Source organism: Streptomyces sp. PTL18 (genome assembly GCF_059510295.1).
In genome coordinates this window covers 312,762-337,406 of record NZ_JCAJZO010000006.1, presented here as the reverse complement: position 1 = coordinate 337,406, position 24,645 = coordinate 312,762, and the positions used below count along the sequence as shown (strand labels likewise).

The window sequence follows — 24,645 nt, the reverse complement described above, 5'->3', positions numbered from 1 at the left end:
GGCGACGGGCGGGCGTACGTCGACAGGGGCCCCACCGGCCTCGGACAGTCTGGGGGACAGCGTCGAAGTCTATGCCTCGGCACTGACACTCCGCGGGCCGCGGCGCGTACCTTCATGCGGAGAAAACGTGGGCACTCCCCCACCCCGCCGGTCGTTGGCGGGAGGGAATGTGGGGGAAGATCAGCCCTCGAAGATCACGCACCATCCGTCTCAGGAGGCACCCAGCGATGTCGGTTCCGCAGCTCAGCGCCGAGCAACGCGGTGAGGAGATCCTCGCCGTCTTCGACACCGCCTTCGGCGAGCTGCTCGCCGCCGACCCCGCCGCGTTCCGCGTGAAGTTCCGCAAGATGGCGGCCTCCGCGTTCGCGTTCTACCGGGGCACGGCGTGCCTCTTCTACCACGACCTGGACGCGGACAAGCGCGGCGGCCCGTACCTGGACGACCGCACCTCGCGGGTGTGGATCCACGGTGACCTGCACGCCGAGAACTTCGGCACCTACATGGACGCCACGGGCCGCCTGATCTTCAACGTGAACGACTTCGACGAGGCGTACGTCGGCCCCTTCACCTGGGACCTGAAGCGCTTCGCCGCGTCCATGGCGCTGATCGGGTACGCCAAGGCGCTCAGCGACGACCAGATCACCGAGCTGGTGCGCATCTACGCCGCGGCCTACCGCGAGCGCGTCCACGCCCTGGCCACGGGTGCCAAGAGCGACGAGGTGCCGCCCTTCACCCTGGACACCGCCCAGGGCCCGCTGCTGGACGCGCTGCGCGACGCCCGCTCGCTGACCCGTTTCGGTCTGCTGGACTCGATGACCGAGATCCGTGACTTCGAGCGCCGCTTCGCACCGGGCGGCGGCTCCGTCGAGCTGGACGCGGCCACCCGCTACAAGGTGCTCGCGGCCTTCGACGGCTATCTGGAGACGCTGCCGGAGACGTCCCTGGCCCGCCCGGACTCCTACCGCGTGAAGGACGTCGTGGGCCGCCGCGGCATCGGCATCGGCTCGGCCGGCCTGCCGTCGTACAACATCCTCCTCGAGGGCCACAGCGACGCCCTGGAGAACGACGTCGTGATCTACATCAAGCAGGCCCAGACCCCGGCCGTCTCCCGGCACATCACGGACCCGGTGATCCGCGAGTACTTCCGGCACGAGGGTCACCGCACGGTGATCTCCCAGCGCGCCCTGCAGGCGCACGCCGACCCGTGGCTGGGCTGGACCGAACTGGACGGCGCGGGCCAGCTGGTCGCCGAGGTGTCGCCGTACGCGGTGGACCTGGACTGGGGCGACATCGACGACCCGGAGGAGATCGCCTCGGTCGTCGCCGACCTGGGCCGCGCCACGGCCGCCATGCACGCGGCGGCGGACGACACCTCCGGCGAGTCCCTGGTGCCGTTCTCCACGGAGCGGGCCATCGACGCGGCCATCGCCGCCGACGAGGACGGCTTCGAGGGCCTGCTGGTGGACTTCGCGCACACCTACGGAGCACGCACGCGTGCGGACCACCAGATCTTCCTGGACCTCTTCCGCAACGGCCGCATTCCGGGTCTGTGACGGGACGGGCCCGGCACGGCAAACCTTTAGTGGTCTCTTACCGGACCGCATGACACACTCTCCACTGCTATGGACATATCCGGGACCCGCCTCAGAGCCGTACGCGCGGCGCTGTTCACGACACTGGTCGTGACCCTCAGCACCGCGTCGCACGTGCTGCTGTCCGAGGTCCCCCTGCCGGCGGGGACGGTGGCCGCCACAGCCGCCGCCGTCTTCGTCGTCGCGTACGCGCTGGCAGGCCGTGAGCGCGGCTTCGGAAAGATCGCCGCGCTGCTGGTGCCGCTGGAGCTGACCGCGGACACGGTCTTCACCACAGGCCAGCACGCCTGCTACGGCAGGGCGGGCGGCCCGGTCACCGGCCCGCTGCGCTCGGTGGGCCTGGACGTGCTGTGCAGCGGCGGCGGCGTGGGCACCCCGCTCAGCCGGGTCACCGGCACCGGCAGCGACCGGATCGCGGCGCTCCTGGCGCACGCCGACCCGGCGACCGCCTGGCTGCTGCTCGCCGCCCATGTGAGCGTGGGGCTGCTGGCCGCCGCCTGGCTGCGCCGCGGCGAGCGGGCGCTGGTCCAGTTGCTCGGCGCGGTCGCCGCGACCACGTTCCGGCCGCTGCTGCTCGCGGTCGCCGCGGTGACGGTACGGCTCGCGCCGGCCCGTCGGGTGCCGCGCCCCGCGCCCCGGATCGTCGCCCTGCGCACCCGCCTGTTCGTGCACTCCCCGGGACGGCGTGGACCGCCGTGCTCTCTCGCCCTGATCTGAGCGAGACCCCCGAGCACGACCAGTCCACCCTTTCGACTCCGCGCACGACAGTGCGCGTCCCACAGGAGATTCACCCATGAGCCAGCGGAACAGCCAGGCTGCGAAGACGGCGGCCCGTGAGCGGCTGCGCGCCGAGCGCGAGCGGCAGGCCAAGCGCGACAAGGTCAAGCGGCAGCTGATCGTCGCCGGGTCGGTCGTCGCCGTGCTCGCCATCGCAGGCGGCGTCGGCTACGCCGTCGTGCAGAACAACAAGCCCAGCCACTGGGAGGCCGCGAAGAGCGACAAGCTCGTCGCGCCGGCGAACACCTCCGGTCCGAACGGCACCACCGTGGTCGTCGGCAGGAGCAGCGCCAAGAAGACCCTGGTCATGTACGAGGACCCGCGCTGCCCGATCTGCGCCCAGTTCGAGCAGACGGTCGGTTCGACCGTCAAGAAGGACCTCGACGAGGGCAAGTTCAAGATCCAGTACGTCGGTGCCACGTTCATCGACACCAACACCCAGGGCGAGGGCTCCAAGAACGCCCTGAGCGCCCTGGGCGCCGCGCTGAACGTCAGCCCCGAGGCGTTCCTGGAGTACAAGACCGCGCTGTACTCGGCGAAGTGGCACCCGGAGGAGACCGAGGACAAGTTCAAGGACGACAGCTACCTGATCAAGGTCGCGGACTCCGTCCCCGCCCTGAAGGGCAACGCGGCGTTCCAGAAGGCCGTGAAGGACGGCACCTACGACAAGTGGGCGCTGGACATGTCCGACGTCTTCAACAAGAGCGGGGTCCAGGGCACGCCGACCCTGAAGATGGACGGCAAGAAGCTGACCGGTCCGGACGGGCAGAACGCGCCGATGACCGTGGCCGATTTCACCACGGCGATCGACAACGCGCTGAAGGCGTGACGGTCCCACTCCACGGGAGGACCCGAGCGGTCCGGTAGAAGAAGAGCGGGCGAACTTTCCGAGTTCGCCCGCTCTTTGCGCGTACTGGTCAGTAGTGTGCTCGGCCGTGACCAGTCGACACAGATCATCCGAGAGCAGCAACTCCCTTTCCCCGCGCCGTCGTACGGTCGTCAAGGCCGCGGCGGCGACGGCCGTTCTGGGCGCCCCGCTCGCCGCCGCCCTTCCCGCCCGGGCCGCCGTCGGCACACCGGCCTTCCTGCACGGCGTGGCCTCCGGCGACCCGCTGCCCGACGGCATCCTGCTGTGGACCCGGGTGACGCCCACCGAGGAGGCGACTCCGGGTTCCGGGCTCGGTCCCGACACCGAGGTGAACTGGGTGCTCGCCAAGGACAAGGCGTTCACGGCCGTCGTCGCCAAGGGGTCCGTCACCGCGACCGCCGCCTCCGACCACACCGTGAAGGCCGACGTCCGGGGGCTCGAACCGGCCACGGACTACTGGTTCCGCTTCGACGCGGGCGGCACCGGCTCCCCCGTCGCCCGCACCCGCACCGCGCCGGCCGCCGACGCCGCCGTGCCGGGCCTGCGCTTCGGCGTGGTCTCCTGCGCCAACTGGGAGGCCGGCTACTTCGCCGCGTACCGGCATCTGGCCGCCCGCAACGACCTGGACGCCTGGCTGCACCTGGGCGACTACATCTACGAGTACAAGACCGGCGAGTACGCGGCCCGCGGCACGGTGGTGCGCCCGCACGCCCCGGCGAACGAGATCATCACGCTCGTCGACTACCGTGTCCGGCACGCGAAGTACAAGACGGACCCCGACCTGCAGGCCCTGCACGCCAAGGCGCCGGTCGTCGCGATCTGGGACGACCACGAGTTCGCCGACAACGCCTGGTCGGGCGGCGCGGTCAACCACACCGAGGGCGCCGAGGGCACCTGGACGGCCCGCAAGGCGGCGGCGAAGCAGGCGTACTTCGAGTGGATGCCGGTCCGCCCGGCGATCGAGGGCACCACCTACCGCCGGTTGCGCTTCGGCAGGCTCGCCGACCTCTCCCTGCTCGACCTGCGCTCGTTCCGCTCACAGCAGGCGTCCACGGGCAGCGGTTCCGTCGACGACCCGGACCGTACGATCACGGGCCGCGCCCAGCTCGACTGGCTGAAGGCGGGCCTCAAGGCGTCCGACACCACCTGGCGGCTGGTCGGCAACTCCGTGATGATCGCGCCGTTCGTCATCGGCTCGCTCTCCGCGGACCTGCTGAAGCCGCTCGCCAAGCTCCTCGGACTGCCGCAGGAGGGCATCGCCGTCAACACCGACCAGTGGGACGGCTACACCGACGACCGCCGTGAACTCCTCGCCCATCTACGGGACAACGCGATCCGGAACACCGTGTTCCTGACCGGTGACATCCATATGGCGTGGGCCAACGACGTCCCCGTCGACGCGGGCACCTACCCGCTCTCCCCCTCCGCCGCCACCGAGTTCGTGGTCACCTCGGTCACCTCCGACAACCTCGACGACATCGTCAAGGTCCCCGAGGGCACCGTCTCGGCGGTGGCCGCGCCGGTCATCCGCGTGGCCAACCGGCATGTGCACTGGGTGGACACCGACCGCCACGGCTACGGCGTACTGGACATCACCGTCGAGCGTGCGCAGATGGACTACTACGTCCTGTCCGACCGTACGCAGGCGAGCGCCACCTCCTCCTGGGAGCGGTCCTACCGCACGCTCAGCGGTACACAGAAGGTCGAGCGGACGTACGACCCCGTGTAGCCCCCGTAGCGCCTCCGGCCCCTCACGAGGACGGCTCCAGGCTGTCCAGGAAGCCGAGCGCCACCCGCCAGGTGGCCTCGGCCGCCTCCTCGTCGTAGTCCGGCAGGTCCGGGTCGGTGTAGAGGTGGCCCGCGCCGGCGTAACGGTAGATCTCCACGTCCGCGCCCGCCCTGCCCAGCTGCAGATACCAGGCACTGAGCCAGTCGTCCGTCTCGAACGGGTCCGGCTCGGCGACGTGCAGCTGGACCGGCAGCGCGTCCACCGAGGCGTTCGCGGCGATGTCCGAGGTGCCGTGGAGCAGCAGCAGCCCGCGCGCCTTGTGGTCGCCGAGCGCCAGGGTCTGCGCGGTGGCGGCGCCAAGTGAGAAGCCCGCGTACACGAGCCCTCGCTCCGAGTAGGGGGCGGCGGCCAGGACGGCCCTCTTGAGCAGCTCTTCCTTCCCGATCTCGTCCTTGTGGGCCATGCCCTCCTCGACCGTCTCGAAGGTGCGGCCGTCGAACAGGTCGGGTGTCCACACCTCGTGCCCGGCGGAGCGGAGCCGGTCGGCCGCGGCCTGCACGGCCGGCCGCAGCCCGTACGTCGAGTGGAAGAGCATGATGTTCATGAGGCCATGGTGCCGGCCGGGACGGACAACGCCGTACGTGTCCGAGCGCCCGGGTGTTCTTGGCCACAGGTTCAGGCGAGCCCCAGTGGTTACGTTCCAGGGATGGAGAACGTACTGCGCCCGGTGATCGTCGTCGGCGGCACGGTCGGACTCACCCTGCTCATCGGGTGGGGCACGGACGTCCTGCTGCGCAAGGCGAACGCCCGGCACCCCGAGACGCCCCTGTGGGGGCTGCTGCGCCGCGGCCGCATCCCTTACCAGCTCGTGCTGTGCGTGGCCCTGCTGAGGGGCTCCTACGGCCAGGTGACGGTCCTCCGGGCCCATCAGGTCGGCATCGGCCGGACGCTCACCCTGGTGCTGATCGGTTCCGCGGCCTGGCTGGTGATCCGCATCGCGGCGGCCGTGGTCGACACGACGTACAGCCGCTACGCCCGCGCCCACCACGACCCGGCCCGGGTCCGGCGCGTGCGCACCCAGGTCACGCTGATCATGCGGGTGGTGTACGCGATCGTCGGGGTGGTGGCGGTCGGCGCGATGCTGCTGACGTTCCCGGCGATGCGGGCGGCCGGCACCTCCCTGCTGGCCTCGGCCGGCATCCTCGGCGTCGTCGCCGGTGTAGCCGCGCAGTCCACGCTCTCCAACCTCTTCGCCGGGCTGCAGATCGCGTTCGGCGACATGGTGCGGCTCGGCGACACGGTGGTCGTGGACGGCGAGTGGGGAACGGTCGAGGAGATCACCCTGACGTTCCTGACCGTGCGCACCTGGGACGAGCGGCGGATCACCATGCCGGTGTCCTACTTCACCTCCAAGCCCTTCGAGAACTGGTCGCGCGGCAGCGCCCAGATGACCGGCACCGTCTACTTCCACGTCGACCACACCGCGCCCGTGGAGGCGATGCGCGACAAGCTGCGCGACATCCTGCGCCACTGCCCGGCCTGGGACGGCCGTGCCTACGGCCTGCAGGTCACCGACTCCACGCCCACCACCATGCAGGTGCGGGCGCTGGTGACCGCCAAGGACGCGGACGACGTCTGGACGGTCCGGGTCACGGTGCGCGAGGAGCTCATCCGCTGGCTCTCCGAGGAGCACCCCTACGCGCTGCCGCGGGTCAACACGGCGAGCGCGATACCTCCGCCCGGCTGGAACGGCCACTCCTCGCGCGACGGACGGTTCCACAAGGCGTACGAGCAGCAGCGGGCGGGCCGGGGCTGACCTGCCCGCGTCAGCGTCCGCGTTCGGCACCGCCGTTGACCTGGATCACCTGCGCGGTGATGTGGCGGGCGCCGGGCGACGCCAGCCAGTGCAGGGTCGCCGCGACATCGCCGGGCGTACCGGCGCGGCCGGTCGACGTCTCCGCGATGCGCTGCCTGCGCCGCTCCGGCTCCATGGCGCCGCCGAAGAACTCGGTGTCCTCGATGTAGCCCGGCGCGACCACGTTCACCGTGATGCCACGCGGCCCCACCTCCCGGGCCAGATCGAAGGCGTAGGGGTGCAGGGCGGCCTTGGACCCGGCGTACGCGCCGCTGCCGGAGCCCCGGTAGGCGGCGATGGAGCTGAGGAACAGCACGCGCCCGCCGGGGGAGGCGAGCCGGTCCCGCAGGGCCTCCGTGAGCAGGGTCGCGGTCAGCACGTTCAGCCGGAAGTTGACGGTCCAGGTGTGCGCCACGGCTTCGAGCGGGTCCTCGGTGTCGGCCCTGGGCTCCAGACGTCCGCTGCCGCCCGCGTTGTTGACGAGGACGTCCACGGTGCCCAGCTCGTCGGCCACGAACCGGGCCACCCCGCGCACGGCGTGCGGATCGCTCAGGTCGGCCGCGTAGGTGAGCGCCCCGGGCACATCGGCCTTCTCCAGCACCTCCGCCCGGCGTCCGAGGAGCAGCACGCGGTCCCCGTCCGCGGCGAAGGCCCGCGCCGCCGCGAGCCCGATCCCCGTGCCACCGCCACTGATCACCACGTTGCGCGTCATGATCCGATCGTACAAAAGCCGCTTCCGGTGGGGCAGTCGTCCGCCGGGCGGGTCGCGGTCCCAAAGGCCGGTGTCAGCGCAGGCTGCGGACGTCCAGCCGGCGCAGCACCCGGTCGACGATCTCCGGGTCCGCACCGGGCTCGCTGCGCGTCGCCGGCACCTCGTGTGCCGCGCTCAGCATCTCCCCGTGGATCCTGCGCAGCCGCTTGACGCGCCGGGCCCGCTGCTCGTACGCCTCGCGCCGCTCCTCGTCCCCGAGGGCGGGGCTGATCCGGGCGCCGATGTCGAAGGCACGCCGCAGCAGCTGCTCGGACAGCTCGTCCGGCAGCTCCTCGACCTGCTCGATCTCCTTCAGCCGGCGCTTCGCCGCCTCGGGCGCGCGGACCGCCGGCACATGCTGACGCGGGTCGGGCGGCGCGACCAGGGCGCCGAGCGCCACCGCCGCGGCGACCGGCAGTCCCGGCACGACCTCGTGGGCGACGGCGGCCACGCACACGGTGGTGACGAACACCAGCGCGACGGCCAGCAGGAAGACGGGCCGCTTGTTCGCCGCGAACTGCCGCCACCACGTGCGACGCACCGCCGCGTACAGCAGCGGCGGCAGCAGCGCGGGCAGGATCAGCCCGGGCGGGATGTTGACGTTGGGCACGAAGTCGAGCAGGGCGAGCACGATCCCGAGCAGGGTCATCAGCACCGGCGCCGGCAGCCGGAGCCGGTCCCCGACCGGGACGCTCACCACGGCCCCGAGCAACAGCAGCACGAGCAGGGCCAGTTGGTCCACGGTGAGCGCTCCGGAAGGTTCGACGTTCACACAGCAGGCCTCAAGCCTGCCATTTCCCCCGTCTCACCGGTTTCTCCCGCTTCACTACAGAGAGCGCCGCATCGATCGGTGCGGTATCCCCGCGTCGGGGAACTCCGGCCCGTACGCCGAGTAGCCCAAGCGCTCGTAGAAGCCCAGCGCCTGGGTCTGCGCGTGCAGGTCCACCGCCGACAGACCACGCGCACGCGCCGCGTCCTCGATGGCCCGCACCAGCGCCGCCCCGACACCCAGCCCGCGCGCCTGCCGTGTCACGGCGAGCCGCCCGAGCGAACCCACGGACGCGTCGCCGCCGTTCTTGGCGGCGGCCGCCTCGCCGTACAGCAGCCGGCCCGCACCGAGCGGGACGCCGTCCTCCCGCACGGCCAGGACGTGCAGGGCATCGGCGTCGTAGGCGTCGTACTCGATGTCCTCGGGCACGCCCTGCTCGGCGACGAAGACCTCCTTGCGGACCGCGAAGCACGCCTCGCGGTCGGCGGGGCGCTCGGCGATCCGCACGACGTAACCGGCGTTCCCCGCGCTCATGCCCAGCTCTCCTCACGCACCTTGTCCAGCGCCTTCTGCAGGTCGGCGGGGTAGGCGCTCTCGAACTCCACCCACCGTCCGTCCGCCGGGTGCTCGAAGCCGAGCCGCACGGCGTGCAGCCACTGGCGGGTCAGGCCCAGCCGCTTGGCGAGCGTCGGGTCCGCCCCGTACGTCAGGTCGCCGACGCACGGGTGCCGATGGGCGGCCATGTGGACGCGGATCTGATGGGTGCGCCCCGTCTCCAGCTTGACGTCGAGCAGGGACGCCGAGCGGAACGCCTCGAGCAGGTCGTAGTGCGTGACGGAGGGCTTGCCGTCGGCCGTGACCGCCCACTTGTAGTCATGGGTGGGGTGGCGGCCGATGGGGGCGTCGATGGTGCCGCTGGTCGGGTCGGGGTGGCCCTGGACCAGCGTGTGGTAGCGCTTGTCGACCGTGCGCTCCTTGAACTGGCGCTTGAGCGACGTGTAGGCGTACTCCGACTTGGCCACCGCCATCAGGCCGGAGGTGCCCACGTCCAGGCGGTGCACGATGCCCTGGCGCTCGGCGGCGCCGGAGGTGGAGATCCGGTAGCCGGCCGCGGCGAGGCCGCCGATCACGGTCGGGCCGGTCCAGCCGGGGCTGGGGTGCGCGGCCACGCCGACCGGCTTGACGATCACGACCACGTCCTCGTCGTCGTGCACGATCTCCATGCCCTCGACCGGCTCGGCGACCACCTGCACCGGCGCGGGCGCCTGCGGCATCTCGACCTCGAGCCAGGCGCCGCCGTGCACCCGCTCCGACTTGCCGACCACCGCACCGTCGACCTGCACCTTGCCCGCGGCGGCCAGCTCCGCGGCTTTGGTGCGGGAGAAGCCGAACATGCGGGAGATGGCGGCGTCGACGCGCTCGCCCTCCAGGCCGTCGGGCACGGGCAGGGTACGGATCTCGGGAAGCGTGCTCACCCGTCGAGTATGCCGGACGGCTCCGTGCGCCCTGGTACGAGCCTGTGGACAACCCGGCGCCGTCAGTCCTTGTGGACGGTGCCGTCCGGGTCGAGGCCGCGGAAGGACAGCAGCACGATCAGGACGCCGCCGCAGACGATCGCGGAGTCGGCCAGGTTGAAGACGGCGAAGTGCTTGGGCGCGATGAAGTCGACCACCGCGCCCTCGAAGACGCCCGGAGAGCGGAAGATCCGGTCGGTGAGGTTGCCGAGCGCGCCGCCGAGGAGCAGACCGAGGGCGATCGCCCAGGGCAGGCTGTAGAGCTTGCGGGCGAGCCGGACGATCACCACGATCACCGCCGCCGCGATCACCGTGAAGATCACGGTGAAGGCCTCGCCGAAGCCGAAGGCCGCACCCGGGTTGCGGATCGCCTCGAGCTTCAGCCAGTCCCCGATGATCTCGATCGGCTCGTGGTGCTCCAGCTTCGCCACCACGATCAGCTTGCTGACCAGGTCGAGGGCGTACGCGAAGGCGGCAACCGCGAACAGGACCGCGATGCGGCGCCTGCCCCTCGGGCGCTCGGCGGCGCCGGAACCCGGCCCGTGGGCTCCGGAACCCTCGGCCGGGGCCCGCCCGTCGGACTGTTCCGGGCCGGCCGCCTCTGGGATGTCCGGCGTACCGATGATGCGCTCCGCCTCTGCCACGTGAATCCCTCAACCTAGGTGCCCTGACGGGACGAGACTACGACACCAACGCACCGGATCACGTGTTCAGGCGGGGCTCACGGGCGGCGTTCCCGCTTCTGCTTGCATTCCACGCACAGGGTGGCGCGCGGAAAGGCCTGCATACGGGCCTTGCCGATGGGGTTGCCGCAGCTCTCGCACAGGCCGTAGGTGCCGGCGTCGAGGCGTTCCAGGGCGTGTTCGGTCTGTTCGAGCATCTCCCGGGCGTTGTGGGCGAGCGCCATCTCGTGCTCACGGGTGATGTTCTTGGTGCCGGTGTCCGCCTGGTCGTCGCCGGCACCGTCCCCGGAGTCGCGCATCAGGCCGACCAGCGCCTGTTCGGAGGCGTCGATCTCGCCGCGCAGCCGCGTGGCCTCGGACTCCAGCTCGGCGCGCGCCTCGGTCACCTCCTCGGGAGTCCACGGGGCCTCTCCGGGGCGCACCGCCAGGTCGCCGGGCTCGGCCGCGGCGATCCTCGCCTTGGGGACCGCGGTGGGGTCCGTGTCCGCCGTGGCCGTCGCAGGAGTCTTCTTCGCAACCACCGTCGTGGCTCCCGTCTGCTTCGCGGCCTCGACCTCGCTCGCCTTCTTGGCCGTGCTCTTCTTGGCCGCACTCTTCGTGGGGGTGCTTTTCGTGGTGCCGCTCTTCGCGGCGCTCTTCTCGGCAGCGGCCTTGGAAGGGGCCGCCTTGTCGGCGGCCTTCTTGGCCGCCGTCTTCTTGGCAGCGGCCTTCTTCGCTGCCGCCTTCTTCGCGACGGTGCTGGTCACCGCAGCCTCCTTGCCGGGCGCCGCCTTCTTCGCCGCCGCCTTCTCGGGAACAGTGCCGGGTGCTGCCGCCTTCCTGGCAGCGACACCCTTGGTTGCCGCCTTCTTGATGACGGACTTCTTGGCCGCCTCCTTCTCCGGGGCGGCTTTCGGGGCGGCCGCCGCCTTCTTGGCCGGTGCCGCCTTCTTCGCCGCCGCCTCCTTCTTCGCCGCCGCCTTCTTGGCCGGTGCCTCCTTCTTGGCCGGTGCCTCCTGGGCGGTGGTCTTCGCCACCGCCTTCTTCGCGGTGGTCTTCTTCGCCACCGCCTTCCTTTCGGCCGTCTTCTTCACCGCTGTCTTTTTCACAGCTGTCTTCCTCGCGGCCGCGCCGGGGCTCTCCGCCTCCTCCTCGGTGACGGCGCCGGTCACCGCGGCCTTCTTCGGGACGGACTCCTTGGCCTCCGCTCCCTTGGGCGGGGTCCTCCCGGCCGTCGCCCTGCCGGTGACGGACTTCTTCGCATCCGCCTTCCTCGAGGCGGCGCTCCTGTTCGCCGCCGTCTTCCCGGCGACGCCGCCGGTCGCCGTCGCCTTGCCGGGCGCCGACTTCGACGCCGCCCGCCGCTCGGGGTCGCCCTCCTTCCCGGGGACCTTCTTCGAGGGTGCCGCCTTCGACGCCGTCCGCCGGGCGCCGGCCCGCTCGGCGGTCGCCCTGCTGGAGGCTGTTCTCCCCCTGGTCCGCTCGCCCGTCGCGCCGGCCGTCGCCCTCACCGCGCCCGGCCCGCCCATGAGGCCGAGCCGTCCGGCCCTCCCGACCGTCCGCCCCGCCCCCGCCGCTCGGGGGATCACCCTGCCGTCCACGTCCGTGACCGCCACAGCGCCGGAGACAGCCGCACCCGTGGTTCTGCCGGACGCCGACTGCTGTACGGCGGTCTTCTTCGCCACCATGGCCGCGGCCCCTTCACATATTGTGATATTGCGCGCGAATCGTGCTGGGACGATAAATCGACTTCTGGCCCGCGGCAACGGGGCACGCCCGCGAATCGCCCGCCACGCGCGTGCCCCGCGGCGAGCCTGCATCCGTTGTGCCCAGCTCTCCGGCCGGTAATCCGCCGAGCCCCCGCTCCCCGAATCCGTCAGACCGCCGTCTCGCCATTCGGGTCACCCGCAGACCCGCCGCGCCGCCGGACCCGGAGCGGGAAAACCGGTCGGCCGCCGTCCGTGCGGCGCCGTACACTGGGCGGAGCGAAAAGCGTGGATGGGGACGAGTAGCGGCGTACGCAGCCCAGAGCGACCCGGGGACGGTGTGAGCCCGGGGGCGAGCGCGACGTGAAGATCACCCCGGAGCCGCCGGAAGAACGCCCCAGCGTGAGCCGTGAGGGGTCAGTAGAACCGGCTTCGCGATCCCAATGAGGGGGCTCACCGGCGCGTACGGCGCACCGGGGGCCAAGGAGGGTGGTACCGCGGGAGCGCGCCGCACACGGCGTACGGGGAATGTCCGCAATTCCCGGCTCTCGTCCCTCCGACGGAAGGCAGCACGTCCGCCGGAGGAAGATCGATGACGCAGTACCGCCAGGTGCCCGCCCAGGTCGACCTGCCCGCGCTCGAGCACGCGGTGCTCGACTTCTGGCGCGAGCAGAAGATCTTTGCCAAGAGCCTGGAGCAGTCCGAGGGCCGCCCCGAATGGGTGTTCTACGAGGGTCCGCCCACGGCCAACGGCATGCCGGGTGCCCACCACATCGAAGCCCGCGTCTTCAAGGACGTCTTCCCGCGCTTCCGCACCATGCGCGGCTACCACGTGGCCCGCAAGGCGGGCTGGGACTGCCACGGCCTCCCGGTGGAGCTGACGGTCGAGAAGGAACTCGGCTTCAGCGGCAAGCAGGACATCGAGGCGTACGGCATCGCCGAGTTCAACGCCAAGTGCCGCGAGTCCGTGCTCCGCCACACCGACGCCTTCGAAGAGCTGACGACCCGCATGGGCTACTGGGTCGACCTCAACGACGCGTACGTCACCATGGACCCGACGTACATCGAGTCCGTCTGGTGGTCGCTGAAGGAGATCTTCGACAAGGGCCTGCTGGTCCAGGACCACCGCGTCGCCCCCTGGTGCCCGCGCTGCGGCACGGGCCTGTCGGACCACGAGCTCGCGCAGGGCTACGAGACCGTCATCGACCCGTCGGTCTATGTCCGTTTCCCGCTCACCTCCGGTCCGCTGGCCGGCCAGGCCGCGCTCCTGGTGTGGACGACGACCCCCTGGACGCTGGTGTCCAACACCGCGGTCGCCGCCCACCCCGACGTCACCTACGTCGTCGCGACGGACGGCGCGGAGAAGCTCGTCGTCGCCGAGCCGCTCGTCGGCAAGGCGCTCGGCGAGGGCTGGGAGACCACCGGCCAGACCTTCACCGGCGCCGAGATGGAGCGCTGGACGTATCAGCGTCCGTTCGAGCTCGTCGAGTTCCCCCGGACCCCGGACGGCACCCACTACGTGGTCAACGCCGAGTACGTCACCACCGAGGACGGCACGGGTCTGGTCCACCAGTCCCCCGCCTTCGGTGAGGACGACCTGAAGGTGTGCCGCGCCTACGGCCTGCCGGTGGTGAACCCGGTGCGCCCCGACGGCACCTTCGAGGAGGACGTCCCGCTGGTCGGCGGCGTCTTCTTCAAGAAGGCGGACGAAAAACTCACCGCCGACCTCCAGCAGCGCGGCCTGCTCTTCAAGCACATCCCCTACGAGCACAGCTACCCGCACTGCTGGCGCTGCCACACCGCGCTCCTCTACTACGCGCAGCCGTCCTGGTACATCCGCACCACGGCGATCAAGGACCGCCTCCTCGAGGAGAACGAGAGGACCAACTGGTTCCCGGAGACGGTCAAGCACGGCCGCTACGGCGACTGGCTGAACAACAACATCGACTGGGCGCTGTCCCGCAACCGCTACTGGGGCACCCCGCTGCCGATCTGGCGCTGCGAGGACGACCACCTCACCTGTGTCGGCTCCCGCGCGGAGCTGACCGGGCTGACCGGCACCGACCAGTCCGAGCTGGACCCGCACCGTCCGTACATCGACGAGGTCACCTTCGCCTGCCCGCACGAGGGCTGCGGGAAGACCGCCACGCGCGTGCCGGAGGTCATCGACGCCTGGTACGACTCGGGCTCGATGCCGTTCGCGCAGTGGGGGTACCCCTACAAGAACAAGGAGCTGTTCGAGTCCCGGTACCCGGCGCAGTTCATCTCCGAGGCCATCGACCAGACCCGCGGCTGGTTCTACACCCTGATGGCGGTCGGCACCCTGGTGTTCGACAAGTCGTCGTACGAGAACGTGGTGTGCCTGGGCCACATCCTCGCCGAGGACGGCCGCAAGATGTCCAAGCACCTGGGCAACATCCTGCAGCCGATTCCGCTGATGGACCAGCACGGCGCGGACGCGGTCCGCTGGTTCATGGCGGCCGGCGGCTCCCCGTGGGCGGCGCGCCGCGTGGGCCACGGCACGATCCAGGAGGTGGTGCGCAAGACCCTGCTCACCTACTGGAACACGGTCGCCTTCCAGGCCCTGTACGCCCGCACCTCGGCCTGGGCGCCGAGCGGGGCCGACCCGGCCCCGGCCGACCGTCCGGTCCTGGACCGCTGGCTGCTGTCGGAGCTGCACGCGCTCACCGACCAGGTGACGCAGGCGCTGGAGGCGTACGACACCCAACGGGCCGGCAAGCTGCTGTCCGCGTTCGTCGACGACCTGTCCAACTGGTACGTCCGCCGCTCGCGCCGCCGCTTCTGGCAGGGTGACAAGGCCGCGCTGCGCACGCTGCACGAGGTCCTGGAGACGGTGACGAAGCTGATGGCGCCGATCACTCCGTTCATCACCGAGCGGGTGTGGCAGGACCTGATCGTGCCGGTGACCCCGGGCGCCCCGGAGTCGGTGCACCTGGCGTCCTGGCCGGAGGCGGACCTGTCGGCGATCGACCCGGCGCTCTCGCAGCAGATGCTGCTGGTGCGCCGGCTCGTGGAGCTGGGCCGGGCCACGCGCGCGGAGTCGGGTGTCAAGACGCGTCAGCCGCTCTCGCGTGCGCTGGTCGCGGCGGCAGGATTCGAGTCCCTGGACAAGGAGCTGCACACCCAGATCACGGAGGAGCTGAACGTCTCGTCCCTGGCGTCGCTCTCCGAGGTAGGCGGTTCCCTGGTGGACACCACGGCGAAGGCGAACTTCCGCGCGCTGGGCAAGCGGTTCGGCAAGCGCGTCCAGGACGTGGCCAAGGCCATCGCGAACGCCGATGCCGCGGCGCTGTCCCTGGCGCTGCGCGAGGGCACGGCGTCGGTGGTGGTCGACGGCGAGACCGTCACCCTCGCCCCCGACGAGGTGATCATCACCGAAACCCCGCGCGAGGGATGGTCGGTGGCGTCCGACTCGGGTGCGACGGTCGCCCTGGACCTGGAGATCACCGAGGAGCTGCGGCAGGCGGGCCTCGCCCGTGACGCGATCCGGCTGATCCAGGAGGCCCGTAAGAACAGCGGCCTGGACGTCGCCGACCGCATCGCGCTGCGCTGGACCGCGACGGACCCGGCGGTCATCGCCGCCCTGAGCGAGCACTCGGGTCTGATCGCGGACGAGGTCCTCGCCACGGACTTCGCCCAGGGCGAGGCGGACGAGGCCTACGGTGAGCCGTTCACGGACGAGGGTCTGTCCCTGGCCTTCCGCCTGCGCAAGGCGTAAGGCTCACCCGGAGGCCCGGGCCCGCCGAAAAATCTCGGTGGGCCCGGGCCTTCGGCGTTGCGTCCGCACGCACAGCCGATCGCCGCTCCGAACACGAGCGCCAAGGCTTCGCACGAAAGAGATGCCACACGAAAGGGCGGGGCCCCGGACCGAGATCCGGGGCCCCGCCCTGAACGCTGCCGACGCCTACGGCGTCTCCACGAGCCTCAGTTGTCGTCCTCGTCGATGAGGAACCCGCGCATCGGCGAGGGCGCCTGGCCCATCGGCGACGGGCCCTGCGGGCGGACCGGCGCCATCGGCTGGGTCATCGCCGGGGACATCTGCTGCTGGCCACCGTAGGACGGAGCGGACGGAGCCGGGCCGCCGCCCATCGTCTGGTTGCCGCCGTACGACGGGGCGCTCGCGCCGGCCGGGGCCATCGACGGCGCCGACGGCGACGGCAGGGAGGCCGTGGCCGGGGTGCGCGGCGGGGCCAGCGAGTCGTCGGCCTGCGTCTCCAGCTGGCGCAGCTGCGACTCCAGATACGACTTCAGGCGGGTGCGGTACTCGCGCTCGAAGCCGCGCAGGTCCTCGACCTTGCGCTCCAGCGTGGCGCGGGCGGACTCCAGGGAGCCCATCGCGACACGGTGCTTCTCCTGCGCGTCCCGCTCCAGGGCGTCCGCCTTGGCACGGGCGTCACGCTCCAGACCCTCGGCGCGGCTGCGGGCCTCGCCGACGATCTTGTTCGCCTCGGCACGGGCCTCGGCGATCGCCTGGTCGGCGGTCTGCTGCGCCAGCGAGAGGACGCGCGCGGCGCTGTCGCCGCCGGGACCCTGGCCGGGCATGCCCGGACCACCCATGGGGCCGCCCATCGGACCGCCCATGGGGCCACCCATCTGCTGCTGCATCGGGGGCTGGCCACCCATCGGCCCCTGACCCATCGGCCCCTGACCCATCGGACCCTGACCCATCGGACCCGGTCCCTGGGGACCACCCTGACCGCCGCCGGGGCCGGCCGGCAGCTGCGGGGCACCGCTCGGCAGCTGGGGCGGGCCACCCATGGGGCCGCCCATCTGCTGCTGCGGCGGGCCCGATATCCCGGCGGGAACGGGAGCCCCGGGACCGCGCATGCCCTGCTGTTGGTGCTGCGGGTTCTGGTCCTCCGGGGGTTTGCGCATGTTCTGCTGGTTCTGCGCGGCGGCACGAGTGGCGGCGGCCAGTTTGGCGCGCAGGTCCTCGTTCTCCCGGAGCAGGCGGGTCAGTTCGGCTTCGACCTCGTCGAGGAAGGCATCGACCTCGTCCTCGTCATAGCCTTCTCGGAGGCGGACGGTCGTGAACTGCTTGTTCCGAACGTCCTCGGGGGTCAGCGGCATGTCTTCACCTCAACGTAGTCATCGGCAGTCGGCAAGACCGTATCGTCCACATTCACCTCGCGAAGCTGCCCACGATCGAGATCAGGATGTAGACGATGATCATCAGTACGAAGAAGGACAGGTCGAGCGCCACGCCCCCGAGACGCAGCGGCGGGATGAACCGCCGCAGAAGCTTCAGCGGTGGATCGGTGACAGTGTAGGTGGCCTCCAGAACGACCACCATCGCCTTGCCGGGTTGCCATGAGCGGGCGAACTGGAACACGTAGTCCATGACCAGTCGGAAAATCAGCACGACGAGGAAGCACATCAGCGCGATGTAGACAACCTGTAGGAACACGCCCATGGTCCGCGCTTCCCTCTCCCCTGCTCCCGTGCCGTCTTTCCGGTGGTGCGTCTCAGCTCTGGTTGAAGAACCCGCCCTCTGCGATGCGGGCCTTGTCCTCCGCCGTGACATCGACGTTAGCAGGCGACAACAGGAACACCTTCTGCGTCACCCGCTCGATGCTGCCGTGAAGACCAAACACCAAACCGGCCGCAAAGTCGACAAGTCGCTTCGCATCTGTGTCATCCATCTCAGTCAGATTCATGATCACAGGAGTGCCCTCACGGAAGTGTTCCCCGATGGTACGGGCCTCGTTGTAGGTCCGGGGGTGAAGCGTGGTGATCCGGTACGGCTCTCGTTCGGACACGACCTTGGGCATGATCACCGGTGCGTTCTTCTCCAGACTCTGGCGTTCTTGTGTGATGGATGCCACGGGCGCGATGCGGGCGGGGCGTCCGGATTCCGCGGGCAGCGAAGCGGAGGGGGACACGGGATCGCGCGGCGCCGGCGGCTGCACCACGCGTACCGATTCGTCCCGTTGGGAATGAAGTGCCTGGTGCGTCGGCTCATGCCGCCTGCGGTCCCGCTCCGGCTCCGGATCGAGCTCGGGTTCGAAGTCGTCATCGGGGTCGAATCCCCGGCCGTCGTACCCATCGTCCTCCACGAGGCCGAGGTAGACCGCCATCTTGCGCATCGCGCCGGCCATGCTCTGAGTCCTCCGCTCTGTGGTGGATCGGCTGACGACTGCCAAGTGCCCGCGATCCACGAGGTCGTTACACCCGCCTATCAGCGGTAATGACCATATTTTCTGCTGTGGTCCGACTTCTTGGCGACGTTACCCGAGCCTGGGGCGGACTCCGAGTACCGCAGTGCCGACGCGCACATGTGTCGCCCCGGCCGCAACGGCCTCCTCGAGGTCCGCACTCATTCCTGCCGAGACCATGGTGGCAGCCGGATGTGCCCTGCGCAGGTCGGTCGACAAATCCATGAGCCGTTCGAACGCCGCCCGTTGACGCCCCGCGTACTCACCCGTGAGCGGCGCGACCGTCATCAGACCGTCCAGCCGCAATCCCGGCGCACTCGCGACGAGGTCGCCCAACTCTTCGATTCCTTCGGGTGCCACGCCTCCGCGCTCCCCCCGGCCGCCCTCCCCCGCGTCGAGCGCGACCTGGAGGAGACAGCCCACCTCGCGCCCGGCCCGTACGGCCTCCTTGGACAGGGCCGTCACCAGCTTGGAGCGATCGACGGACTGCACGATATCCGCGTAACCGACCACAGATCGCACTTTGTTGGTCTGCAACTGACCGACAAAATGCCATGTAAGCGGCAGATCCGAGCATTCCGCCGCCTTCGGGGCGGCGTCCTGGTCGCGGTTCTCGGCGACGTGCCGCACGCCGAGTTCCGAGAGAACCCGCACATCGGAGGCGGGGTAGGTCTTGGTGACCACGATCAGGGTCACCTCCTCGCGCCCCCGGCCGGCGGCCGCGCAGGCTGCGGCGATGCGTTCCTCCACTTTCGCGAGGTTCGCCGCGATTTGATCCTTACGGTCCGTCATGCCCCATCAGTCCAGCCAGACATAGCCCGCGAGCCGACCGGTGGTCCGGTCGCGGCGGTACGAGAAGTGATCGTCCGACTCCAGCGTGCACACCGGCGACTGCGCCCGGTCGCACACCCCGAGCCGGTCGAGCTGAGCGTGCACGCCGGCGGTCACGTCGACCGCGGGAGTGCCCCAGCTCGTCTCGGCGTGTGCCGCCGGTTCGACGGCGGACACCTCGGCGCGCATCGCCTCCGGCACCTCGTAGCACCGGCCGCAGACCGCCGGTCCCGTGCGGGCGACGATCCTGGAGGGGGAGGCGCCCAGTTCCGTCATCGCGCGGACGGCGGCGGGGACGACCCCGGCCACCATGCCGGGCCGGCCGGCGTGGGCGGCGGCCGCGATCCCCGCGACAGGGTCGGCGAGCAGGACGGGGGTGCAGTCGGCGGTGAGCACCGCGAGGGCGAGGCCGCGCCGGGAGGTGACGATCGCGTCCACCTCGGGCACCGGATTTTCACCCCAGGGGGCGTCCACGACGGCCACGTCGGCGCCGTGCACCTGGTTCATCCACACCACCCGGGCCGGATCCAGGCCCAGCGACTTCGCGGCCAGCTCCCGGTTGGTGCGCACGGCGCCGGGGTCGTCGCCGACCGCGCCGCCGAGATTGAGCTCCTCGTACGGAGCGGCGCTCACCCCGCCCCACCGGTCGGTGAAGGCGAAGTGCGCGCCGCTCACGGTGTCGTGCTGTCCTATCACTTGAGGAAGTCCGGCACGTCCAGTTCCTCGGCCGCGCTGTCCGAGTAGGTCCGCGACGGCGGGACCGACGGCGGGGGCACCGGGAGGTCCGCCACCGGCTCCGGCGCGGGCTCCGGGGCCTCCTTCGGCGTGACGCTGCCGAGCGAGCCGAAGGTCGGGCGGCTCTCGACGGGGCGGACCGGCTCCTCGCGCTTGGCGGAGGACGAGCCGAGGACGTTCTCCCGCTTGGCCGGGGGCTGGCCGCCGTCGAAGCCGGCGGCGATCACGGTGACCCGGACCTCGTCACCGAGGGCGTCGTCGATCACCGCACCGAAGATGATGTTGGCCTCGGGGTGCGCGGCCTCGCTCACCAGCTGGGCGGCCTCGTTGATCTCGAACAGGCCGAGGTCGGAGCCGCCGGAGATGGACAGCAGCACACCGCGGGCGCCGTCGATGGACGCCTCGAGCAGCGGCGAGGAGATCGCCATCTCGGCCGCGGCCACCGCGCGGTCGTCGCCGCGGGCGGAGCCGATGCCCATGAGGGCGGAACCGGCTTCGGACATCACGGACTTGACGTCCGCGAAGTCGAGGTTGATCAGGCCGGGCGTGGTGATGAGATCGGTGATGCCCTGGACACCGGAGAGCAGGACCTGGTCCGCGGACTTGAACGCGTCGAGGACGGAGACCTGGCGGTCCGAGATGGACAGCAGCCGGTCGTTCGGGATGACGATGAGGGTGTCGACCTCTTCGCGGAGGGCCGCGATGCCGTCCTCCGCCTGGTTCGCGCGGCGCCGTCCCTCGAAGGTGAACGGGCGCGTGACCACGCCGATGGTGAGCGCGCCGAGCGAGCGCGCGATGTTGGCCACGACGGGCGCCCCGCCGGTGCCGGTGCCGCCGCCTTCACCGGCCGTCACGAAGACCATGTCGGCCCCCTTGAGGACCTCCTCGATCTCCTCGCGGTGGTCCTCGGCGGCCTTGCGGCCGACCTCCGGGTTGGCCCCGGCGCCGAGTCCGCGCGTGAGTTCCCGGCCGACGTCCAGCTTGACGTCGGCGTCGCTCATCAACAGAGCTTGCGCGTCGGTGTTGATGGCGATGAACTCGACGCCCTTGAGACCGACCTCGATCATCCGGTTGATGGCATTGACACCACCGCCGCCGACACCGATGACCTTGATGACTGCGAGGTAGTTCTGCGGTGCTGCCACGTCGAAGGCCTCTCGCCTCGAATTACGTTGCCGTCGTCCCGCGGGTGACCCGCGGCCCGACGGCGGATGCCGAATGGGACGGTCCGAACGCCGACCCGAACCCTAACGCTGAAGTTTAGGGTTACCAGTGTGTCTGTTCCTTGGACTCTTCCGAACAGGACACTAAGTCGACAAGTGGCGCCCGTTCAACGAACACGCCGAACCTCCCGTTTTTCTTTTCACCCTATGTGATCAGCCGTAGCAGTGCCCAACCAGGGTGCTGGCCTGCGCAGATGTGCGTCAACTCCCCGATGACGCCGGAGCGGTGGGAACGCTGACGTCGAAGTGCCGCGCACCCGACGCGGCTTTCATCAGCGCGGTCAGCGCGGCGGCCTTCGCACGGCCCCTCTCGCTGCTGCCCCACATCACCGTCCGGCCGTCGCCCAGCTCCAGCGAGATGGCGTCGTAGGAACGGACCCTGACCGTCCGGATGTCCCGCTTGACCAGGGCCGGTACGTCCTGGGCCACGCGCGCGGCCTCGCGGGCCATCCGGTCGGTTCCGAATCGGCGCCAGCCCGCCGACTTCGACACCTTCAATTCCAGAGCCGGGATGCCCTTCGGAGCCTGCCGAACCGTGGCGAACCGTACGCCCTCCCTGTCCACTTCGACGAACTTTCCGCCGGTTTTGACGACCAGGACCGGAGTACGTTCGGTCACTTTCAGCTCGATTCCATGGGGCCAGGAGCGGACGGCCTCAATCGCGTCAATTCGGGGCAGTTTCCGGCGCACACGCGCCTCGATCGCGTCGGTGCCGACGGAAATCAACGGCGATCCGATCCGCACTCCGGCCGCCTCACGCACCTGGGCCGGCGTCAGCACCCGGGTGCCGGAGACGGAGACATGCCCCACGCGCAGCCACGGCGAGCCGTACAGCAACCAGAGCGAGCCGCACCCCGCCAACACCGCCGCCAGCGAAAGGATGATGAGCATACGAAGGGTGAGCAGCCGCCGGATCCGGGGCGGCCGGGGCGGGCCGGGCCGAACCTGCTTGCGCTCTCCGCGCTCGGCGGTCGTCGGTCCGGCCACGGCTCCTGCCTTCCCTCACGTGTTACTGGTGGCGCGAGGCGATCGCCTCGTACACCATGCCGACCAGCAGCTCGTCGGCGTCACGGCGGCCGAACTCGCCGGCGGAACGCGACATCTGGTACAGCCGGTGCGGGTCGGCGAGCACCGGCAGGACGTTCTGCTGGACCCACTCGGGCGTGAGTTCCGCGTCGTCGACCAGCAGTCCGCCGCCGGCCTTGACCACCGGCTGGGCGTTCAGCCGCTGTTCGCCGTTGCCGACGGGCAGCGGAACGTACGCGGCGGGCAGTCCGACGGCGGAGAGTTCGGCGACGGTCATCGCGCCCGCACGGCAGAGCATCATGTCGGCCGCGGCGTACGCGAGGTCCATCCGGTCCAGATAACTTACCGGGATGTAGGGCGGCATCCCCGGCATCTGGTGCACCTGCGGCAGTTCGTTCTTCGGGCCGACCGCGTGCAGGATCTGGATGCCGGACTGCTGGAGGTACGGGGCGACCTGCTGGACGACCTCGTTGAGCCGCCGGGCCCCCTGGGAGCCGCCGGAGACCAGCAGCGTCGGCAGGTTCGGGTCCAGTCCGAACGCGGCGCGGGCCTCGGGCCGCATGGCGGCGCGGTCCAGGGTGGCGATGGAGCGGCGCAGCGGGATGCCGATGTAGCGGGCGCCGCGCAGCTTGCTGTCGGGGGTGGAGACGGCGACCTGTGCGGCGTACCGCGAGCCGATCTTGTTGGCGAGGCCGGGGCGTGCGTTGGCCTCGTGGATGACGATCGGCACGCCGAGGCGCTTGGCGGCCAGGTAGCCGGGCAGGGCGACATAGCCGCCGAAGCCGACGACGACATCCGCCTTGGTGCGCTCGAGGATCTGCTCGGCCGCCTTGATCGTGCCCCGCAGCCGTCCGGGGACCGTGATCAGTTCGGGGGTCGGCTTGCGCGGCAGGGGGACGGCGGGGATCAGCGCGAGTTCATAGCCCCGCTCGGGGACGAGCCTGGTCTCCAGCCCGCGCTCCGTGCCCAGGGCCGTGATCCCCACGGTCGGATCCTGCCTGCGCAGGGCGTCCGCGAGGGCGAGCGCGGGCTCGATGTGGCCGGCGGTCCCCCCACCGGCGAGTACGACATGCACCGAAATTCACCGCTCTCCGGACGAACGCGCCGCCGAGGCACGCCGTCGCATCGTGTTCCATCTCCGAGGCCCCCGGTCAGACACAGAGCCTCCCGCCCGCTTTCTACCAAAGCGGGGTTGCCGCATCGCAAGCGCCGCCCGCGCAGCGGGCTCGTCGCGCGCGAAGGCGATCAGCAGCCCGATGGCGAACATGGTCGGCAGCAGGGCGGATCCCCCGTAGGAGAACAGCGGGAGCGGGACTCCGGCGATCGGCAGCAGGCCGAGCACCGCACCCATGTTGATCACGGCCTGGGCCATGATCCAGGTGGTCACGCCTCCCGCGGCGTACCTCACGAAGGGGTCCTCCGTGCGTCCGGCCACGCGGATACCCGCATAGCCTAGAGCCGCGAACAGGGCCAGTACCGACAGCGTGCCCGCGAGGCCCAGTTCCTCACCGGTCACGGCGAAGATGAAGTCCGTGTGCGCCTCGGGGAGTTGTCCCCATTTCTCCACACTGGCACCGAGTCCGGAACCGAAGATCCCGCCCGAGGCGAGAGCGTACAGGCCGTGCACACCCTGCCAGCAGATGTCGTTCGGCCCCAGATCGGTCGCGCCGATGCAGGCCAGCCGGTTCAGACGGTGCGGGCTGCTCTCGATGGCGAGGGCACCGAGCACCACGGCGATGCTCAGCACACCGGCGAACAGGCGTGTGGGCGCCCCTGCCAGCCACAGCAGCCCGAACAGGATCGCGGTCAGGATGATCGTCGTACCCATGTCGCCGCCCAGCATGATCAGCCCGAGCAGCAGGAACGCCATCGGAACGAGCGGCACCAGCATGTGCTTCCACTGCGCGAGCAGCCGCTTGTCCTGCTTGCGCGCGATCAGGTCGGCGCCCCACAGCACGAGCGCCAGCTTGCCGAACTCGCTGGGCTGGATCTGGAAGGAGCCGCCCAGCGAGATCCAGTTCTGGTTGCCGTTGACCGCCATCCCCACCCCCGGGACCTGCACCAGGACGAGCAGGAAGAGGGCACCGGCCAGGATCGGGTACGCCAGTGCCCGGTGCAGCTTCACGGGCATCCGTGAGGCGACGAGCATCAGCAGGGCCCCGATCGCGGCCGCGAGGAACTGCTTGCGGAAGAAGTACGACCCGGGCAGCGACATCTGCAGCGCGGTGATCTGGGAGGCCGAGTAGACCATCACCAGACCCAGCACCGTGATCAGCAGACTGCTGCCGAGGATGAGGTAGTAGGCGGTGAGGGGCCTGTCCCAGGCCCGCCGGGCCCGCGCCACGAGCCGGGTGAGGGCGTTGTCGCGCGGCGGCGAGGCGACGGGGGGACGCTTCGCCACGCGCGGTGGGGTACGGCTACTCGATGCCAC

The 24,645-nt window shown here is 70.6% G+C and carries 22 protein-coding genes; 6 read left to right on the top strand and 16 right to left on the bottom strand.

What is annotated here, in order from left to right; translation table 11 throughout:
• Positions 1-227: 227 nt before the first annotated feature.
• The 4 genes from AC5WS8_RS14715 to AC5WS8_RS14700 all read left to right on the top strand — a co-directional run bounded on the left by AC5WS8_RS14715 (position 228) and on the right by AC5WS8_RS14700 (position 4,966).
• Positions 228-1,553: a DUF2252 domain-containing protein gene (locus AC5WS8_RS14715; RefSeq protein WP_496103815.1), complete on the top strand. Its 1,326-nt coding sequence runs from the start codon at positions 228-230 to the stop codon at positions 1,551-1,553.
• A gap of 69 nt (positions 1,554-1,622) precedes the next feature.
• A complete protein-coding gene (locus tag AC5WS8_RS14710) occupies positions 1,623-2,309 on the top strand; it encodes a hypothetical protein (RefSeq protein ID WP_496103814.1) in 687 nt (228 codons plus the stop codon).
• Positions 2,310-2,385: 76 nt separating this feature from the next.
• Positions 2,386-3,198, top strand: a complete 813-nt coding sequence (locus AC5WS8_RS14705; RefSeq protein ID WP_496103813.1) for a DsbA family protein — start codon at positions 2,386-2,388, stop codon at positions 3,196-3,198.
• A gap of 106 nt (positions 3,199-3,304) precedes the next feature.
• Complete coding sequence (locus AC5WS8_RS14700; RefSeq protein ID WP_496103812.1) at positions 3,305-4,966, top strand: alkaline phosphatase D family protein; 1,662 nt, start codon at positions 3,305-3,307, stop codon at positions 4,964-4,966.
• A gap of 22 nt (positions 4,967-4,988) precedes the next feature.
• Here AC5WS8_RS14700 and AC5WS8_RS14695 read toward each other — a convergent pair whose 3' ends face one another.
• Positions 4,989-5,570 carry a dienelactone hydrolase family protein gene (locus AC5WS8_RS14695; RefSeq protein ID WP_496103811.1) on the bottom strand — a complete coding sequence of 194 codons (582 nt, stop codon included), beginning with the start codon at positions 5,568-5,570 and terminating at the stop codon, positions 4,989-4,991.
• Between the two features lie 102 nt (positions 5,571-5,672).
• Here AC5WS8_RS14695 and AC5WS8_RS14690 point away from each other — a divergent pair, with 102 nt between their 5' ends.
• Entirely contained in the window at positions 5,673-6,782 is a 1,110-nt protein-coding gene (locus AC5WS8_RS14690) for a mechanosensitive ion channel family protein (protein ID WP_496103810.1), read from the top strand.
• 10 nt (positions 6,783-6,792) lie between these two features.
• Here the strand turns inward: AC5WS8_RS14690 and AC5WS8_RS14685 are convergent, their stop codons facing one another.
• From AC5WS8_RS14685 to AC5WS8_RS14660, 6 genes are all read right to left on the bottom strand, one after another.
• The gene (locus tag AC5WS8_RS14685; protein WP_496103809.1) at positions 6,793-7,533 is read right to left on the bottom strand and encodes an SDR family NAD(P)-dependent oxidoreductase; all 741 of its coding nucleotides are present in this window, start codon (positions 7,531-7,533) and stop codon (positions 6,793-6,795) included.
• Between the two features lie 73 nt (positions 7,534-7,606).
• Positions 7,607-8,314 carry a cation:proton antiporter domain-containing protein gene (locus AC5WS8_RS14680; RefSeq protein ID WP_496103921.1) on the bottom strand — a complete coding sequence of 236 codons (708 nt, stop codon included), beginning with the start codon at positions 8,312-8,314 and terminating at the stop codon, positions 7,607-7,609.
• Between the two features lie 84 nt (positions 8,315-8,398).
• Complete coding sequence (locus AC5WS8_RS14675; RefSeq protein ID WP_496103808.1) at positions 8,399-8,875, bottom strand: GNAT family N-acetyltransferase; 477 nt, start codon at positions 8,873-8,875, stop codon at positions 8,399-8,401.
• Positions 8,872-9,816, bottom strand: coding sequence for an RluA family pseudouridine synthase (locus AC5WS8_RS14670; protein ID WP_496103807.1), 945 nt, complete (start codon positions 9,814-9,816; stop codon positions 8,872-8,874). Before AC5WS8_RS14670 ends, AC5WS8_RS14675 begins: the two co-directional genes overlap by 4 nt.
• Positions 9,817-9,878: 62 nt before the next feature.
• Positions 9,879-10,499, bottom strand: coding sequence for a signal peptidase II (gene lspA / locus AC5WS8_RS14665; RefSeq protein WP_496103806.1), 621 nt, complete (start codon positions 10,497-10,499; stop codon positions 9,879-9,881).
• Between the two features lie 77 nt (positions 10,500-10,576).
• Positions 10,577-12,205 carry a TraR/DksA family transcriptional regulator gene (locus AC5WS8_RS14660; RefSeq protein ID WP_496103805.1) on the bottom strand — a complete coding sequence of 543 codons (1,629 nt, stop codon included), beginning with the start codon at positions 12,203-12,205 and terminating at the stop codon, positions 10,577-10,579.
• A 610-nt stretch (positions 12,206-12,815) separates the two neighbouring features.
• On the opposite strand from AC5WS8_RS14660, the gene ileS reads away from it, so the two are divergent.
• The gene (gene ileS / locus AC5WS8_RS14655) at positions 12,816-15,962 is read left to right on the top strand and encodes an isoleucine--tRNA ligase (protein WP_496103804.1); all 3,147 of its coding nucleotides are present in this window, start codon (positions 12,816-12,818) and stop codon (positions 15,960-15,962) included.
• Between the two features lie 206 nt (positions 15,963-16,168).
• On the opposite strand, the gene AC5WS8_RS14650 is transcribed toward ileS, so the two are convergent.
• From AC5WS8_RS14650 to ftsW, 9 genes are all read right to left on the bottom strand, one after another.
• Positions 16,169-17,314: a DivIVA domain-containing protein gene (locus AC5WS8_RS14650; protein ID WP_496103803.1), complete on the bottom strand. Its 1,146-nt coding sequence runs from the start codon at positions 17,312-17,314 to the stop codon at positions 16,169-16,171.
• 52 nt (positions 17,315-17,366) lie between these two features.
• Positions 17,367-17,657: a YggT family protein gene (locus AC5WS8_RS14645; RefSeq protein ID WP_103839876.1), complete on the bottom strand. Its 291-nt coding sequence runs from the start codon at positions 17,655-17,657 to the stop codon at positions 17,367-17,369.
• Positions 17,658-17,709: 52 nt separating this feature from the next.
• Positions 17,710-18,342: a cell division protein SepF gene (locus tag AC5WS8_RS14640; protein ID WP_496103802.1), complete on the bottom strand. Its 633-nt coding sequence runs from the start codon at positions 18,340-18,342 to the stop codon at positions 17,710-17,712.
• A gap of 129 nt (positions 18,343-18,471) precedes the next feature.
• Positions 18,472-19,191: a YggS family pyridoxal phosphate-dependent enzyme gene (locus AC5WS8_RS14635; protein WP_496103801.1), complete on the bottom strand. Its 720-nt coding sequence runs from the start codon at positions 19,189-19,191 to the stop codon at positions 18,472-18,474.
• Between the two features lie 6 nt (positions 19,192-19,197).
• Positions 19,198-19,926 (bottom strand): peptidoglycan editing factor PgeF, encoded by a 729-nt coding sequence (gene pgeF, locus AC5WS8_RS14630; protein ID WP_496103800.1) that lies wholly within the window; start codon positions 19,924-19,926, stop codon positions 19,198-19,200.
• Positions 19,923-21,110 (bottom strand): cell division protein FtsZ, encoded by a 1,188-nt coding sequence (gene ftsZ, locus AC5WS8_RS14625; protein ID WP_496103799.1) that lies wholly within the window; start codon positions 21,108-21,110, stop codon positions 19,923-19,925. Before ftsZ ends, pgeF begins: the two co-directional genes overlap by 4 nt.
• A 279-nt stretch (positions 21,111-21,389) precedes the next feature.
• Positions 21,390-22,175, bottom strand: a complete 786-nt coding sequence (locus AC5WS8_RS14620) for a cell division protein FtsQ/DivIB (protein WP_496103798.1) — start codon at positions 22,173-22,175, stop codon at positions 21,390-21,392.
• 22 nt (positions 22,176-22,197) lie between these two features.
• On the bottom strand, positions 22,198-23,289 hold the full coding sequence (gene murG, locus AC5WS8_RS14615; protein WP_496103797.1) for an undecaprenyldiphospho-muramoylpentapeptide beta-N-acetylglucosaminyltransferase: 1,092 nt from the start codon (positions 23,287-23,289) through the stop codon (positions 22,198-22,200).
• A gap of 6 nt (positions 23,290-23,295) precedes the next feature.
• A complete protein-coding gene (ftsW, locus tag AC5WS8_RS14610; RefSeq protein WP_496103796.1) occupies positions 23,296-24,615 on the bottom strand; it encodes a putative lipid II flippase FtsW in 1,320 nt (439 codons plus the stop codon).
• Between the last annotated feature and the right edge of the window lie 30 nt (positions 24,616-24,645).